Raw genomic sequence first — 15,444 nt, 5'->3', positions numbered from 1 at the left:
ATTTGATGAAAAAGTCCTTGACTTTTCGTCTCTGGCAAGACAGCCAAAAGCATTTTGATTTCCTGCGGTGCAAGACTGGCTCCCTTTGATATTCCCCAACTCCGGGAGATCATGTCCTATGACGAACTGGAGCTTGATAAGCTGGGGGACGAAAAATCGGCGCTGTTCTTCCTTATCAGCGACACGGATACCACCTACAACTTTTTGGTTGCCCTCGCTTTTTCGCAGATGTTCAACCTTCTGTGTGAACGGGCTGACAACATCTATGGCGGGCGTCTGCCCTACCATGTGCGGGTGCTGTGGGACGAGGCTGCCAACACCGGGCAGGTGCCGGGGCTGGAAAAGATTGTGGCCGTCATCCGCTCACGGGAGATCAGCCTGACGCTCTTTTATCAGGCTATGAGCCAGTGCAAGGCGCTGTACAAAGACCATTCCGAAACCATCATGGGCAACATGGACAGTATCGTATTCCTCGGAGGCCGGGAGGCTTCCACCCTAAAGGATATTTCGGAAAACTGGCTGGGCAAGGCCACCATCTCCATGCAGACCGAGGGCCGAAGCCGTGGACAGTCTGAAAGTTACAGCCAGAATATGCAGCGACTTGGCCGGGAGCTGATGACCACCAGCGAGATCACCACCATGCCCGGGGATAAATGTATCTTGCAGCTTAGGGGGCTCCCGCCTTTTCTATCCCCAAAGTATGACTTGAAAAAGCACCCGAATTACAAGTACACAGCCGAATTTGATAAAAAGAAAAACGCCTTCCGCTTGGAAAGCCTGTTCCGCCACCGGCCATTGAGACTAAAGCCGGAGGACGAATACACGGTGTACGAAGTGGACGGCTCCGACACGGACGAAGAAGCTGACCTGTTGAACTTCGATGATCTGGACAGCGACGAGTTTGTGTAACTTCGGGCCATGATGACCCGAAGCGCCGCCGATGTGGGCGGCTTTTTTTGTACCCAAAACCATCAAACAAACAAAATGGAGGAACGTATATGGAATTTTTCAATCAGGCAATCGACATTCTCAAAATTCTGGTCATGGCTCTTGGCGCCGGTCTGGCGGTATGGGGCGTCATCAACCTTCTGGAAGGTTACGGGTCGGACAACCCTGCGGCAAAAAGCCAGGGCATTAAGCAGTTCATGGCTAATTAAAGGGAACAAAAAGAAAGGAAAAGCACAATCCAGACGGTATCAGCGGCAGTCCACAAGAATAAATTGTGATTTCACAAGATTGGTGCTATAATAAGAGAAAAGTTCCTGCCGGGGCAGCCGCCCCGGTGGTATGGATAGGAAGGCGGGAAAGCAATATGCACATCAGCTATAAACCACTCTGGCATACACTGTTAGAGCGTGATATGAGAAAAGAAGATTTAAGGCTTGCTGCTGGTATGACAACGAATATGATTGCCAACATGAGCAAAGAGGGAAAGCACATCAGCATGGATACATTAGCCCGTATCTGCGAAACGCTGAATTGTGAGATTACCGATGTGATTGAGTTAGTATCAGACGAGCCTGCTTCCACAGGAGGTAAGGAGCATGAGCGAATTGAAACCAAGAATAACGGAAAACGGAATTGATTATATCCTTGTCGGAGATTACTATATCCCAGATTTGAAGCTGCCGGAGGAACACCGCCCTATCGGAAAGTACGGACGGATGCACCGGGAGTATTTAAGAGAAGTCCACCCAGCCAAATTGAACACCTTGACCTTGACAGGGGAGTTATGGACATACCTTGCAGACCTGAACGAACAGGTACAGGAACGGTTAGACACCATCATGGAGCAGATGAAAGCTGCCGAGGGCGTGACCGAGGAATTGAAGCGTACCTGTCAAATGGAATGGGTGCAGCGTTGCAATAACATTCACAACCGGGCAGAAGAAATTGTTTTGTATGAGATGATTTATTCATAATGGTATGGTAGAATGATTATGACAAAATAGAGTTTGAAGGGGGTATGAAAATGGCAATTTCGAATATAAATGCGATTATCAATGATGATATTCATAAAGTTTGGGATATTGTTTTTGCTGTTGATAAATATAGTGCGTGGCGAAGCGATTTAAGCAAAACAGAAATCATAAATGAGAAGCAGTTTATTGAGTACACGAAAGACGGATATGCAACTACATTTTCTATTACTGCTGTTGAGCCATATAACCGCTGGGAATTTGACATGGAAAATAGCAATATGGCCGGGCATTGGACTGGTATTTTTACAGCTAAGGGAAATGAAACACAAATTGATTTTACAGAAAATGTGACACCTAAAAAGTGGTTTATGAAACCTTTTGTAAAACTCTATTTGAAGAAGCAGCAAACTCAATTTGTTCTGGACTTAAAAAAAGCATTGGAACAACAAAGTTGAAGTTGTAAAGGAGAGAATACTATGAATAGAATCAAATATGCAGAACAGTTATATGCTCTTATTTCTATGTGCTTAGGCTGTGCTTTTATCGTTTTTGGTTTGCTTAGTTTTATTGGAATATTACAGCCTACATCAGCGTCAATAGTTCAAAGTCAAAGGCACATTGGGATTGTTTTTTCTGTACTTGGTGTCGCTTTTTTAATTGCACAAGCTATTTTTACAGTTCTCGCTTCAGCAAAGAGGAAATCATATTGCGAGTTGATTTCTAACGGAATTAAAGTTAATGGGATTGTAGAAAAGGTATATATGCAAAAGTTTCTACAATATGGAAAAAAGTCCCCGTACAGAGTTCTTTACAGCTATACATACGGAGGGAAGATTTATCATCACAAAAGCCATCTTTTATGGGATAAGCCGTATATGAAAGAAACAGATTCGATTGCAGTATATATAAATGATTCAGAGAAATCGGCAATCCAATTATAGGGAGTATTTTAGTTGTATCCTCAGTTTGTCACCCTAAATTTTAACTAAATAAGCACAGCATAAACCGCTGCTACATGGAAGCCACCCCAACCATGCAACAGCGGTTTTTTGTTACCGTTTTTTCCTCTGGCTGATAGGCGTTCCCATTTTCTTTGATTTTTGGAGAATCCGAATCAGCCAGCGAAATTCTTCTTCCGATAAATTTTTGTAGTTGATACCAAGCTGCTTGCAGTAAAGTACAACGAGCTTTTCATCCCGGCTGCCCTTGAAATTTTCGACCGCTTCCAGATTTTCTTTCAGTTCATCAGCAACGGTGGTCTGGGGTGCACTCTCGCTGTCCTTTTTGTGAGCTTCCCGAATATCCCGGATAATCAGGTTGAGGTCATCCAGAACCATGTGGCTGAAATATTCATCATCGCTGATATGGGCGGCTTGCAACACTTTCAAATGGGGGTCATCTTCGCCGGGGCGATACCGTTCAATGATTTCATGCCGGACGGTATCGACAAGGGCGTTGAGGTTCTGAATCTGCATGGTGGCAATCCCATCCACATAAATCTCAATGTCCGCAAGAAACTTGATAAAATCTTTATGTGTGGCAAGCTCACAGAGCAGGCGGTTGTTAATCCGACCGCTTTTCAGAAGTGCAACCATCTCATCATTCAAATGCAGCTCTGTTAGTGGCGTGTTAATCTGCTCCCGGTTCTCTGTCCGGCACAGCAGATAATCAACGGAAACCCCATAGAAATCTGCCAGCGTGATAAGGTTGCCATGATTGATTTCCTTATAATCCTCTTTCTCATAACTGCCAAGGGCTGATTTGGAAATACCCGTCAGCTCTGATAATTCTTCCAGATTTAAGCCTTTGTCCTTGCGGAGTTCCCAAAGGCGTTCCTGTATGCTTGTTGCTCCTTTCATGGGCGCACGCTCCTTTCCGGCGGTTGCATTGCTGCCGCTTAACTGGATTATAGCACACTTTCCGCAATCGTGGAAATTTCTGATTTTTACCCCTAATTCCTACTTTGTGGACATACGGCACAGGGCACAAAAATGTTCTATGATACAGGTAGTTCATCGATGGATTATTCCAATCGAATGACCAGCCTGTGTGGGATATGCTTCCCCGGCGATGTAGCGCCATGACTTTTGGCAGGGATATGGAGGAACCCTGACCAAAACGAGCGTACCAACGGGAGCGATACGCCGCTGTGAGATTCAGGGGAGGAACGACACCGGGGAGAACTGGCGGACTGACACCGAAATGATACCGAAACACGACAATCTGATAGGGGGACAGTCTATCCTATCGCTGATACTTCGGGAGATTTTAGGCGGCTCTATGACCGTAATTTTGCCGAAAATCGCCCCGAAACCATACACGAAAACGGGAGGAAGCGCAATATGCCGAGAATGAGCAAAAAGAGGAAGCATGAGCTTTCATTTTACCTCAATGACCGGGGGCGTGTCACTTACAACGAATTATGCCGGAAATGCCAGCATGGGTGCAAGCAGAGCTTCCGGGCGGTTGTGATTGACTGCCCCCGTTATTTATCCAAACGAGCAAAGAAAAAGGAGGAACACACAGAATGAATTTTGAATTTATGACGATAGACACATCATTGCCGCCCTGTATGCCCTTTCCCAGAGCGTTGACAGGATTTCCAGTCAGCAGCACCGCAAAGGTCATGTACTGCCGGATGCTGGACGCTATGCTATCCAAAGGGCAGGAGGACGAGAACGGAATCCTGTTTGTCTGCTTCCCTGTCACAGCCATTGCCGCAGTCCTGTCCCGCAGTCCTATGACGGTCAAGCGTTCTCTGAATGAACTGGAAACCGCCGGACTTATCATGCGGGTGCGTCAGGGCGTTGGAGAACCAAACCGGATTTATGTGCTGATACCGGGAAAGGGGGACGCTGCCCTTGCCTGATACCTCAAAGCTGGAAAAGCTAAACCGGGAGCTGGAGAAAAGCGAAAAGAAACTGCGGAAAGCCATCCATGATGAAAAGGCATTGCAGCACCAGTTAAAGCAGCTTACCCGAAAGGAACGGACGCACCGGCTCTGTACTCGTGGCGGTATGCTGGAAAGTTTTCTACAAGAGCCGGAACGCCTGACAGATGATGATGTCATGCTGTTGTTGAAACTCATTTTTCACAGACAGGACACACAGGAACTGTTGAAAAAACTGCTGGAACGGGAGAAGCCGGAAACCCCTTAGTTTACTAAGGGCGCAATTATACACCACCCAGAGGTTGGTGCATTGCGTTCTCCGAAGGCTCCTCGCCGGAGGGCTGTGATTTTCCGCAGTCATGGTCTGCTCCAAATCAAACAGGGGACGCTACGCTTCCCCTGCGCTGGCTTTCGCCAGCTACCCTTTTGTGGACTTGCCATCTGGGGACACCTTGCATTGCAAGCTGTTCCCAGCCGACAAGTTTTATAAAATATACTATCTTTTCGATAGGCAATGCAGTATAATAAAGACAGCAACAAATTAGAAGTTATAAGTGGACTTTTGCGAAGTTGTATGATACTATTATTTTACAAAGATTTGAAAATTCGTGGATTATTTAACAAATTAGAAGGAGGTATTTTATATGTTTAAAAAGGCTTTTTGGGTTCCTTATGAGGATAGTACCAATTACCCAACTCTTGCAAAAACTATGGAAGCAATTTCAAAATATTGTGAAGAAAATGGCGAGTCTTATACATTTATTAACGATGACGAAGTGGAGATAAATGGAAAAAGATATGAAATATATCGGGGCTACGAAAATGGTAGTAGGGGAAATTACGGTATAAAATGCAAAGAAAAATAATTTCCAGTTTTTCATTCCCTACACATCGGGTCAACTTGCCCCGAACTTTCACAACTAAATACCCGCCGCCTACACAGTGGCACACCAAGCAGGAAATCTGAAAAGATCTCCTGCTTTTTTTCTGCCCAAGGTGGGGTGGCAAAACGCCACCCCATCAGTCAATCACAGGAAGGAGGGACACGAAATGCCCTGTCCACACAACGAAATTTCTATTGTGCAGCGCAGCCAGCGGCAGTCTGCTGTTGCCGCCGCTGCTTACCAGAGCGGCGAAAAGCTGTTCTGTGAATACGACCAGGAAGTGAAGCACTACCCGGAAAAGCGTGGTATCGTTCACAATGAAATCCTGCTCCCGGCAAATGCCCCGCCGGAGTACGCAGATCGCAATACCTTATGGAACGCCGCCGAAGCTGTGGAGAAGCAATGGAACTCCCAGCTTGCAAGGAGGTGGGTGCTTACCATCCCCAGAGAGATACCGCCTTACCAGTACGCCGCCCTTGTCCGGGAGTTCTGTAAACAGCAATTTGTTTCCAAAGGCATGATTGCTGATTTTGCCATCCATGACCCCCATCCGCCGGGACACAATCCCCACGCCCATGTCCTGCTCACTATGCGGGCAATGGACGAACATGGGAAATGGCTTCCCAAGAGCCGCAAGGTTTATGACCTTGATGAAAGCGGAGAACGGATAAAACTTCCGTCCGGCAGGTGGAAAAGCCACAAGGAGGATACGGTTGATTGGAACGACCAGAAGTATTGTGAAATCTGGCGGCATGAATGGGAGGTCATCCAGAACCGCTATCTGGAAGCCAATGACCGCCCGGAGCGTGTGGACTTGCGTTCCTATGCCAGACAGGGGCTTGATATAGTCCCCACTGTCCATGAGGGGGTTGCTGTCCAGCAGATGGAAAAGCGTGGTATCCAGACGAATATCGGCAACCTGAACCGGGAAATCAAAGCCGCCAACCGCCTGATGCAGTCCATTCGGCAGCTCATTCAAAACCTCAAAGGCTGGATTACCGAACTGGGAGAAAAACGGAAAGAGCTGCTTGCACAAAAAACGGCGGAGGAAGCAACACTTCTTCCCAATCTGCTGATGAAGTATATGGAGATACGAAAGGAAGAACGGAAAGACTGGACAAGGGCTGGACAGAACCGGGGGACTTCACAGGACTTAAAGGCAGTCAGCGAAGCATTGTCCTATCTCCGGCAAAAGGGACTTTCCACTGTGGAGGACTTAGAAGCGTTTCTGGAAGCGTCCGGGAAATCAGCCGCCGATTACCGCAATCAGATGAAGCCAAAGGAAGCCCGCAGCAAAGTGATTGACGGGATTCTTGCCAGCCGGACAGACTGCAAAGAATGTAAGGCTGTCTATGAGAAGTACCAGAAGATATTTTTTAAGAAAACAAAGGAGAAATTCAAACAGGAACACCCGGAGGTTGCCCGGTATGAGAAAGCCGCCGCCTACCTTGCCAAGCACCCGGACGATAAGGACAGTACCCAAAAGGAGCTGCAAGAGGAGCAGGAAACGCTTCTCAGCGAAATCGCAGAACTGAAAGTACCGCTGACCGAGGTACAGGAGGATTTGAAGAAGCTGCGGGACATCCGCTACTGGGTACGGAAAGCCACACCCGGCACAGAGGAAAGCAAAGAGCCGCCCAAGAAGCAGCCCATCAAGGAAGTCTTGCAGGATAAGGCAGACGAGAAAAAGGCTCAAAGAACCGCCCCGGCACAGGCGAAACACAGACAACAGGATATGGAACTTTAACAGGCACTTGCCATTTTCAATCAGAGAATGTCAGGTGCTTTTCTTATTTTCAAGGAGGGATAGATTTGAATGTATTTGAAGCTGTGAAGCAGTCCGTCACAACAAGACAGGCTGCGGAGCATTATGGAATCCATGTAGGTCGGAACGGGATGGCTTGCTGCCCGTTCCATAATGATAAAACCCCAAGCATGAAGCTGGATCGGCGTTACCACTGCTTCGGCTGCGGTGCGGATGGGGATGTGATTGATTTTGCCGCCGCCCTGTATGGGCTGGCAAAGAAAGAAGCCGCCGTACAACTGGCAAATGACTTTGGGCTTTCCTATGAGGACTGGAAACCGCCGGGAAAGGCAAAAAAGCCCAAGCCCCGGCAGAAATCCCCGGAGGAACAGTTTCAGGAAGCAAAGAACCGCTGCTTCCGTATCCTTGCCGATTATCTCCACTTGCTTATGGCATGGAGAACGGAATATGCCCCGCACTCCCCAGAGGAAGCCTTTCATCCCCGGTTTGTGGAAGCCTTACAGAAGCAAGCCCATGTGGAATATCAGCTGGATGTGCTGCTCTTTGGGGAAACAGAGGAAAAAGCGGCTTTGATTACGGACTACGGAAAGGATGTGATACAGATTGAACAGCGAATGGCAGAGCTTGCAGCCGCAGACGCAGCAAGAACTAAAAAACACCATGAACGCTATGCAGCCGCCCCAGAGCATTGAGGAAATCAAGGCGGGGCTGGAAACTACCGAGAAAGGCGGTGTCCGTCAGAGCATACGGAACTGCCTGACCGTATTCCAGCGTGACCCGCTGCTTTCCGGGGCTATCGCATACAACATTCTGACCGACCGCAAGGACATCATAAAGCCCATCGGTTTTCACAGGGAAAGCACCGCCCTGAACGATACGGACATGAAGTATCTGCTTCTTTATCTGGAAGAAACCTATGGGCTTACCAATGAGAAAAAGATTGATAACGCCATCGGGATTGTGGCGAATGAAAACAAGTACCATCCCATCCGGGACTATCTCAATACCCTTGTGTGGGACGGGACAGAACGAATCCGTTTCTGCCTGCGGCACTTTCTGGGGGCTGACGCAGACGATTACACCTATGAAGCGTTGAAGCTGTTCCTGCTGGGTGCAATCTCACGAGCCTTTCAGCCAGGGTGCAAATTTGAAATCATGCTCTGTCTGGTAGGCGGTCAGGGGGCTGGCAAGTCCACCTTCTTCCGTTTGCTGGCAGTCCGGGACGAGTGGTTCTCCGATGATTTGCGGAAGCTGGACGATGACAATGTGTACCGCAAGCTGCAAGGTCACTGGATTATCGAAATGTCAGAAATGATGGCAACCGCCAACGCCAAGAGCATTGAGGAAATCAAGTCATTTTTAAGCCGGCAGAAAGAGGTTTACAAGATACCCTATGAAACCCACCCGGCAGACCGCCCCCGTCAGTGCGTGTTTGGCGGCACTTCCAATGCCCTTGATTTTCTTCCCCTTGATCGTTCCGGCAACCGCCGCTTTATTCCCGTCATGGTGTACCCGGAGCAAGCCGAGGTTCACATTTTGGAGGACGAAGTTGCTTCCAGAGCCTATATCGAGCAGATGTGGGCAGAAGCGATGGAGATTTACCGAAGCGGCAGGTTCAAGCTGGCTTTCAGCCCCACCATGCAACGGTATCTCAAAGAACACCAGCGGGATTTTATGCCGGAGGACACCAAAGCCGGAATGATACAGGCGTATCTTGATAAGTACACCGGGAGCATGGTCTGTTCCAAGCAGCTTTACAAGGAAGCCTTGAACCATACCTTTGACGAGCCGAAGCAATGGGAAATCCGGGAAATCAACGAGATTATGAACCAGTGCATTACCGGCTGGCGGTACTTCCCGAACCCAAGAATGTTTTCCGAATATGGCAGACAAAAGGGCTGGGAGCGTGAAAACCCGGCAACGGACTTATGCAACCCGTCTGAAAAAACGATGGATGGTTTTGTGGAGGTCACAGAACAGATGGAGCTTCCATTCTGAAAATGACCGCCCGTTGCACCCCCTGTTGCTATCCCGTTGCCGAGCCGGTTGCCGGGGAAAACCCCTTATTTCCGGGCTTTTCTCCCCTATGACAACCAAAACAACAGAAAAATAAAAGAAAAGTATAAATAGTAACCATCGCCAGATTGAGATTGTTTGCAAGGTCTTTTGAAGCCCGTTGCCGGACTTCGTTGCCGACACCCTCTGTCTGGCTATTTTCATGTATGGAGGATAACTGCCTATGGCAAAAAACAAAACAGAGATTCATGTTACAACGGTGTTTGACGGGGAACTGGACGCCACTGATGTGTTCGTCAGCCTGATTTCCCAGAAATACGGAAAGACAAATACAAAAGAATATCTTGCTAAAAAGAAAGATATAAGCTATAATGAAGATGAGGTTCAAAAGAGCCAGATACCGTCTGGATTGTGTGGGTAAATGGCTATGATGAACGAAATGGAATACAGAACAATCGGAAAGGCACTTGCCGGGGGCTATCGTGCAGCGGTCTATTGCAGGCTGTCAAAGGACGATGACCTGCAAGGCGAAAGTGCCAGTATCGCAAACCAGCGTGATATGCTGGAAAAATACTGCGAAAAGCAGGGATGGGAGGTTGTGGCAGTCTATCAGGACGATGGCTTCACAGGTCTTAACATGGAGCGTCCTGATTTACAGAGAATGTTGAGAGCCATTGAGCGCAGGCAGATCAACCTTGTCATCACGAAAGACCTCAGCCGACTGGGGCGTAACTATCTGCAAACCGGGCATTTGATTGAGGACTTTTTCCCAAGGAACGGCGTCCGCTATATCGCCATGAATGACGGTATCGACACCCTGCGTGATAACAACGATATTGCCCCGTTCAAGAATATCCTGAACGAGATGTACAGCAAGGATATTTCCAAGAAAGTCCATTCCTCTTATCTTCTGAAAGCGCAGAAAGGACAGTTTACCGGGTGTCTTGCCCCGTTTGGGTATCGGAAAGACCCGGAGGACAGAAACCATCTGCTCATTGACGAGGAAACAGCCCCGATTGTGCGGCTGATTTTCGGATATGCCCTAAACGGTCATGGTCCGAACTATATCCGCAGACGGCTGGAGGAAGAAAAAATCCCCTGCCCCACATGGTGGAACCGGGAACGGGGGCTTCGCAATACCCGCACCAAATGGGAAAAGAAAGACCCGGAAAACGGGCGGTATATGTGGGACTTCTCCGTTATCAAAGACCTTTTGATGAATCCCGTCTACACCGGGGCGATTGCTTCCCAGAAAAAGGACTACCGTTTCAAAATCGGCACGATTGGGGAAAAGAAGCCGGAGGACTGGATTGTGGTGGAGGGACAGCATGAACCGCTGATTGACCGCATGAGCTTTGATATTGTGCAGAACAAGCTGAAATCCCGCCAGCGTCCGGGGCAGACCAATGAAATCAGCCTGTTTGCCGGACTGTTAAAATGCGGCGAGTGTGGGAAGTCGCTGACGATACGCTACACAAACGCAAAATATCCCCAGCGGATTTATTCCTGCAAGACCTACAACGCCTTTGGAAAGAACCACTGCACCCAGCACCGGATTGATTATGACACCCTTTACAGCCATGTGCTGCGGAAAATCCGGGAATGTGCCAGAGCTGCCCTGATGGACGGGGAAGCGGTTGCCGACCGCCTGACAAATACCTGCGAAGCCGAACAAAAGGAACAGCGGGAAGCAATGGAACGCTCCCTTACAAGGGACGAGGAACGGATTGAGGTTCTGGACAAAATGGTCATGCGGCTTTATGAGGATATGATTGCAGGGCGTATCAGTGAGCAGAATTTCAACACCATGCTGGAAAAGACACAGACCGAGCAGACGGAGCTTAAAACAAAAGTGTCCGAGGGCAGAAAGCGGCTGTCCGATGAAGTCCAGCTTGCCAATGACGCAAAACAATGGGTGGAAGCCATTCAGGAATATGCCAACATCACAGAGCTGGACGCAGCCACCCTCAACCGCTTAATCAAAGAAATCGTCGTGCATGAGCGCATTGACGAAGATAAAACAAGACACATTTCTATCGAAATTCATTTTAATCTCAAACCCATCCCGGAGGTGGAACAGGTCACTGCCTGACCTGTCCCGCCGGGACGGTTCTCTTAAAAACACCATATAGATTTTTTGTACGCCGCCGCCCGCCATCGAGCAGAGTTTTTACACCTAATTGGGGATAAAACAGCTGATGGCTGGCGGCGGCGTGGCGCTCATTGGCATCACGCTGGTACCTTTGCTCTCCGGCCTGTTCGGCTAAGGAAAGGAGTGTTGATCGTTGGACAGCGTACTCGATCAGATTGGCGAATGGTTAAAGGAACTGCTTGTTTCCGCAATCATGAATCAGCTGACGGGACTGTTTGATTCGGTAAACACACAGGTCGGCGATATTGCAGCTCAGGTGGGGACGACTCCGGCGAACTTCTCGCCGGGCGTCTTTACCATGATACAAAGTGTCTCCGAAACCGTCATCATCCCGATTGCAGGTCTGATTTTAACCTTTATCGCTTGCTATGAGCTGATTCAGATGATTATCGACCACAACAACCTCGCTAGCTTTGAAACATGGATCTTCTTCAAGTGGATCTTCAAGACCTTTGTCGCCGTGATGCTTATCACCAACACGTTTAATATCGTGATGGCCGTATTTGATGTGTCGCAGCATGTTATCAATAACGCAGGCGGACTCATCGCCGGGAGTACGGCTGTGGATACATCTGCATTGGAAACCATGCAGGAAACGCTGGAGGCTATGGAGCTGGGGCCGCTGTTCGGGCTGTTCCTGCAGTGCATGGTGGTCCAGTTTACCATCAAGGCACTCAGCGTTCTGATCTTTGTGATCGTTTACGGACGAATGATCGAGATCTACCTGATGACCAGTATGGCACCGATCCCGTTCTCCACCTTCGGAAACCGCGAACAGAGTATGGTGGGACAGAATTATCTCCGATCCCTGTTTGCTCTCGGGTTTCAGGGATTCCTGATTATGATCTGTGTCGGCATTTATGCGGTGCTGATCCAGAGCATTTCTGTTTCGGATGACATCATCGGATCCATCTGGGGCATTCTCGGATACACCGTGCTTCTGTGCTTCACGTTATTTAAGACCGGTGCACTTGCAAAGAGTGTATTCTCGGCACACTAAGGAAGGAGGGCTGGTTCGCAGTGGCAGCTTATATTCCTGTCCCCCGTGATCTTACGAGGGTTAAATCCAAAATCTTATTTAATCTGACAAAACGTCAACTTCTCTGCTTTGGGGCGGGTGCACTGATCGGTGTCCCGTCTTTCTTTTTGCTCAAGGCCGACGGCAATACCAGCATGGCATCCATCTGCATGATCCTCATCATGATGCCGTTCTTCTTTCTCGGTATGTATGAACGGGACGGTCAGCCTTTGGAAAAAATCGCAAAGCAGTTCATTCAGACCAAGTTTGTAAGGCCGAAGGTTCGCCCTTATCAGACGAACAATTACTATGCCGTCCTGCTCCGTCAGGCGCAGGCAGAAATGGAGGTAAAAAACATTGTTTACGATGAAAAGTCTGTTCCGAAAGGCAGAAAAAAGAGATCTGAACATGCCGAAGAATCTGACGAAAACGCAGGCACGGCAGGTGCAGGAGATCATCGAACGGGCGAAGCGGGATGACGGCATTCCCCGCACCGCGCAGCAGTCGATTCCCTTTCAGCGTATGTTTCCGGATGGCATCTGCCGTGTGAGCGACCGGTATTACACCAAGACCATTCAGTATCAGGACATCAACTACCAGCTGGCGCAGCAGGAGGACAAGACCGCGATCTTTGAAGAGTGGTGCTCCTTCCTGAATTTTTTCGACAGCTCTATCCACTTTGAGCTGTCCTTCATGAACATGGCAACGGATGCAGAGGTATTTGAAAAGAACATCCGCATTCCCCTCAGAAACGACCACTTCAACAGTGTCTGCAGCGAGTACAGCCAGATGCTGAAGACGCAGCTTGCGCAGGGCAATAATGGCCTGACCAAGACCAAATATATCACCTTCGGCATTGAAGCCGAGTCCATGCGCGAGGCAAAGCCCCGTCTGGATCACGTTCAGACCAATCTGATGAACAACTTCAAACGCCTGGGTGTGGTGGCAAAGGTTCTGAACGGCAAGGATCGCCTGCAGCTCATGCACGCCATGTTCCACATGGGCGACAATGACCGTTTTTACTTCGACTGGAACTGACTGGCAGATTCCGGCCTTTCCGTGAAGGATTTTATCGCGCCCACATCCTTCTCCTTCCCCGGAGGCAGGACCTTTACCATGGGAAGCCTCCACGGAGCTATGAGCTACCTGCAGATCACGGCTTCCGACCTGTCGGATCAGTTGCTGAAGGATTTTCTGGATATGGAATCCAGCCAGATCGTCACCATGCACATCCAGTCAGTGGACCAGACCGCTGCCATCAAGCAGATCAAGCACACCATTACCGAACTGGACCGCAGCAAGATCGAGGAACAGAAGAAGGCCGTCCGTGCCGGGTATGACATGGACATCATCCCTTCCGATCTGGCTACCTACGGCAAGGATGCGAAGGCTCTTCTGAAGGAGCTGCAGTCTCAGAACGAGCGCATGTTCCTGATCACCTTTCTCATCATGAACACCGGCAAGACGGAGCAGGAGCTTGAAAACAATGTGTTTCAGGCCAGCTCCATCGCCCAGAAGCACAACTGCAACCTGAGAAGGCTGGACTTCCAGCAGGAGCAGGGCCTGATGAGCAGCCTCCCTCTTGCGAATAACCTGATCGAGATCCAGCGGGCGCTGACCACCAGCTCCACGGCGATCTTCATCCCCTTTACCACGCAGGAGCTGTTCCAAAGCGGCGATGAAGCCCTGTATTACGGGCTGAATGCTCTCTCTAACAATCTGATCATGGTAGACCGAAAGAAGCTGAAGAACCCGAACGGGCTGATCCTCGGTACGCCCGGTTCCGGCAAGTCCTTCTCTGCAAAACGTGAGATCACCAACGCCTTTCTGGTCACCGATGATGATGTCATCATCTGCGATCCTGAGGCGGAGTATACCCCGCTGGTCAACTGTCTGGAAGGTCAGGTCATTAAGATCAGTCCGACCAGCACCCACTATATCAACCCCATGGATATCAACGAGTCCTATTCCGAGGATGACAATCCTCTGGCGCTGAAGGCTGATTTCATTCTTTCTCTTTGCGAGCTGATCGTCGGCGGCAAGGAGGGCCTGCAGCCCATTGAAAAGACGGTCATCGACCGCTGTGTGCATCAGATCTATCAGCACTACTTTGAGGACCCGAAACCGGAAAATATGCCGCTGCTGGAAGATCTCTACCATGCGCTTCTGCAGCAGGAGGAAAAGGAAGCGCACCGTGTGGCAACGGCGCTTGAGATTTACGTCAAAGGCTCTCTGAATCTGTTCAATCACAGGACCAATGTGGACATCAACAACCGCTTTGTCTGCTATGACATCAAGGAGCTTGGCAAGCAGCTGAAGAAGATCGGCATGCTCATCGTGCAGGATCAGGTGTGGGGCCGCGTGACGGCCAACCGCAGCGCAGGCAAGACCACTCGCTACTATATGGATGAGTTTCACCTTCTGCTGAAGGAGGAGCAGACCGCCGCCTACTCCGTGGAGATCTGGAAGCGCTTCCGTAAATGGGGCGGCATTCCCACCGGCATCACGCAGAACGTCAAAGACCTGCTGTCCAGCCGTGAGGTGGAGAACATCTTTGAGAACTCTGATTTCGTGTATATGCTGAATCAGGCTGCCGGCGACCGTCAGATCCTGGCGCAGCAGCTGAACATTTCCCCTCACCAGCTCTCTTATGTGACCCATTCCGGTGAAGGCGAAGGCCTGCTGTTCTACGGGAATGTCATCCTTCCCTTTGTGGATCACTTCCCGACTGATTTGGCGCTTTATAAAATAATGACGACCAAATTATCCGACATTTCGGAGACGAAGGAGGCGTGAT

General features: G+C 49.3%; 16 protein-coding genes and 4 pseudogenes. 19 read left to right on the top strand and 1 reads right to left on the bottom strand.

The genetic code is table 11. The annotated features are described in order from the left end of the window. Positions 1–30: 30 nt before the first annotated feature. From PGS25_RS11075 to PGS25_RS11050, 6 genes and pseudogenes are all read left to right on the top strand, one after another. Positions 31–909 (top strand): annotated as a pseudogene (locus PGS25_RS11075) (VirD4-like conjugal transfer protein, CD1115 family); the annotation flags it as partial. A gap of 89 nt (positions 910–998) precedes the next feature. Then, positions 999–1,151, top strand: a pseudogene (locus PGS25_RS11070) (Maff2 family mobile element protein); the annotation flags it as partial. A 71-nt stretch (positions 1,152–1,222) separates the two neighbouring features. Continuing rightward, entirely contained in the window at positions 1,223–1,585 is a 363-nt protein-coding gene (locus tag PGS25_RS11065; RefSeq protein WP_306751100.1) for a helix-turn-helix domain-containing protein, read from the top strand. Beyond that, positions 1,545–1,922 carry a TnpV protein gene (locus PGS25_RS11060; protein ID WP_117685620.1) on the top strand — a complete coding sequence of 126 codons (378 nt, stop codon included), beginning with the start codon at positions 1,545–1,547 and terminating at the stop codon, positions 1,920–1,922. Before PGS25_RS11065 ends, PGS25_RS11060 begins: the two co-directional genes overlap by 41 nt. A gap of 50 nt (positions 1,923–1,972) precedes the next feature. After that, a complete protein-coding gene (locus PGS25_RS11055; protein ID WP_118106552.1) occupies positions 1,973–2,377 on the top strand; it encodes an SRPBCC family protein in 405 nt (134 codons plus the stop codon). 21 nt (positions 2,378–2,398) lie between these two features. After that, positions 2,399–2,863, top strand: a complete 465-nt coding sequence (locus PGS25_RS11050) for a hypothetical protein (RefSeq protein ID WP_117685618.1) — start codon at positions 2,399–2,401, stop codon at positions 2,861–2,863. A 111-nt stretch (positions 2,864–2,974) separates the two neighbouring features. Here the strand turns inward: PGS25_RS11050 and PGS25_RS11045 are convergent, their stop codons facing one another. Then, positions 2,975–3,781: a helix-turn-helix domain-containing protein gene (locus PGS25_RS11045; protein WP_117685617.1), complete on the bottom strand. Its 807-nt coding sequence runs from the start codon at positions 3,779–3,781 to the stop codon at positions 2,975–2,977. A 483-nt stretch (positions 3,782–4,264) separates the two neighbouring features. Here PGS25_RS11045 and PGS25_RS11040 point away from each other — a divergent pair, with 483 nt between their 5' ends. The 13 genes and pseudogenes from PGS25_RS11040 to PGS25_RS10980 all read left to right on the top strand — a co-directional run bounded on the left by PGS25_RS11040 (position 4,265) and on the right by PGS25_RS10980 (position 15,443). After that, positions 4,265–4,453, top strand: coding sequence for a hypothetical protein (locus tag PGS25_RS11040; RefSeq protein ID WP_002304353.1), 189 nt, complete (start codon positions 4,265–4,267; stop codon positions 4,451–4,453). Then, positions 4,450–4,791 (top strand): DeoR family transcriptional regulator, encoded by a 342-nt coding sequence (locus PGS25_RS11035; protein WP_117685616.1) that lies wholly within the window; start codon positions 4,450–4,452, stop codon positions 4,789–4,791. The genes PGS25_RS11040 and PGS25_RS11035 overlap by 4 nt, the downstream gene beginning before the upstream one ends. Beyond that, positions 4,784–5,080 (top strand): DUF3847 domain-containing protein, encoded by a 297-nt coding sequence (locus PGS25_RS11030; RefSeq protein WP_117685615.1) that lies wholly within the window; start codon positions 4,784–4,786, stop codon positions 5,078–5,080. The genes PGS25_RS11035 and PGS25_RS11030 overlap by 8 nt, the downstream gene beginning before the upstream one ends. Positions 5,081–5,456: 376 nt before the next feature. Beyond that, complete coding sequence (locus tag PGS25_RS11025; protein WP_006876003.1) at positions 5,457–5,678, top strand: DUF4318 domain-containing protein; 222 nt, start codon at positions 5,457–5,459, stop codon at positions 5,676–5,678. Between the two features lie 184 nt (positions 5,679–5,862). Beyond that, positions 5,863–7,443 (top strand): MobQ family relaxase, encoded by a 1,581-nt coding sequence (gene mobQ, locus PGS25_RS11020; protein ID WP_270418696.1) that lies wholly within the window; start codon positions 5,863–5,865, stop codon positions 7,441–7,443. Positions 7,444–7,508: 65 nt separating this feature from the next. Continuing rightward, on the top strand, positions 7,509–8,153 hold the full coding sequence (locus PGS25_RS11015; RefSeq protein WP_097786104.1) for a CHC2 zinc finger domain-containing protein: 645 nt from the start codon (positions 7,509–7,511) through the stop codon (positions 8,151–8,153). After that, positions 8,122–9,459, top strand: coding sequence for a virulence-associated E family protein (locus PGS25_RS11010; protein WP_270418699.1), 1,338 nt, complete (start codon positions 8,122–8,124; stop codon positions 9,457–9,459). Before PGS25_RS11015 ends, PGS25_RS11010 begins: the two co-directional genes overlap by 32 nt. A gap of 241 nt (positions 9,460–9,700) precedes the next feature. After that, complete coding sequence (locus PGS25_RS11005; protein ID WP_002304371.1) at positions 9,701–9,898, top strand: hypothetical protein; 198 nt, start codon at positions 9,701–9,703, stop codon at positions 9,896–9,898. After that, the gene (locus PGS25_RS11000; RefSeq protein WP_118747348.1) at positions 9,899–11,569 is read left to right on the top strand and encodes a recombinase family protein; all 1,671 of its coding nucleotides are present in this window, start codon (positions 9,899–9,901) and stop codon (positions 11,567–11,569) included. A gap of 91 nt (positions 11,570–11,660) precedes the next feature. Then, positions 11,661–11,744: pseudogene (locus PGS25_RS10995) on the top strand (Maff2 family mobile element protein); the annotation flags it as partial. A gap of 18 nt (positions 11,745–11,762) precedes the next feature. Continuing rightward, a complete protein-coding gene (locus PGS25_RS10990) occupies positions 11,763–12,629 on the top strand; it encodes a VirB6/TrbL-like conjugal transfer protein, CD1112 family (RefSeq protein WP_270418694.1) in 867 nt (288 codons plus the stop codon). 20 nt (positions 12,630–12,649) lie between these two features. Beyond that, a complete protein-coding gene (locus PGS25_RS10985) occupies positions 12,650–13,126 on the top strand; it encodes a PrgI family protein (protein WP_270418693.1) in 477 nt (158 codons plus the stop codon). Further along, positions 13,056–15,443: pseudogene (locus PGS25_RS10980) on the top strand (VirB4-like conjugal transfer ATPase, CD1110 family). The gene PGS25_RS10985 and the pseudogene PGS25_RS10980 overlap by 71 nt, the downstream one beginning before the upstream one ends. Position 15,444 lies beyond the last annotated feature (1 nt).

This window comes from Butyricicoccus sp. AM78-15b2TA (assembly GCF_027665985.1).
Classification (GTDB): domain Bacteria; phylum Bacillota; class Clostridia; order Oscillospirales; family Butyricicoccaceae; genus Agathobaculum; species Agathobaculum butyriciproducens.
The sequence above is the reverse complement of the archived record's forward strand: the minus strand, read 5'-3'. Positions and strand labels throughout refer to the sequence as shown.

What these genes read in the sequence shown, in the direction of transcription:
- PGS25_RS11060 (WP_117685620.1), top strand. Translation starts at nt 1,545, where the DNA reads ATGAGCGAATTGAAACCAAGAATAACGGAAAACGGAATTGATTATATC.
- PGS25_RS11055 (WP_118106552.1), top strand. Translation starts at nt 1,973, where the DNA reads ATGGCAATTTCGAATATAAATGCGATTATCAATGATGATATTCATAAA.
- PGS25_RS11050 (WP_117685618.1), top strand. Translation starts at nt 2,399, where the DNA reads ATGAATAGAATCAAATATGCAGAACAGTTATATGCTCTTATTTCTATG.
- PGS25_RS11045 (WP_117685617.1), bottom strand. Translation starts at nt 3,781, where the DNA reads ATGAAAGGAGCAACAAGCATACAGGAACGCCTTTGGGAACTCCGCAAG.
- PGS25_RS11040 (WP_002304353.1), top strand. Translation starts at nt 4,265, where the DNA reads ATGCCGAGAATGAGCAAAAAGAGGAAGCATGAGCTTTCATTTTACCTC.
- PGS25_RS11035 (WP_117685616.1), top strand. Translation starts at nt 4,450, where the DNA reads ATGAATTTTGAATTTATGACGATAGACACATCATTGCCGCCCTGTATG.
- PGS25_RS11025 (WP_006876003.1), top strand. Translation starts at nt 5,457, where the DNA reads ATGTTTAAAAAGGCTTTTTGGGTTCCTTATGAGGATAGTACCAATTAC.
- mobQ (WP_270418696.1), top strand. Translation starts at nt 5,863, where the DNA reads ATGCCCTGTCCACACAACGAAATTTCTATTGTGCAGCGCAGCCAGCGG.
- PGS25_RS11010 (WP_270418699.1), top strand. Translation starts at nt 8,122, where the DNA reads ATGAACGCTATGCAGCCGCCCCAGAGCATTGAGGAAATCAAGGCGGGG.
- PGS25_RS11005 (WP_002304371.1), top strand. Translation starts at nt 9,701, where the DNA reads ATGGCAAAAAACAAAACAGAGATTCATGTTACAACGGTGTTTGACGGG.
- PGS25_RS11000 (WP_118747348.1), top strand. Translation starts at nt 9,899, where the DNA reads ATGGCTATGATGAACGAAATGGAATACAGAACAATCGGAAAGGCACTT.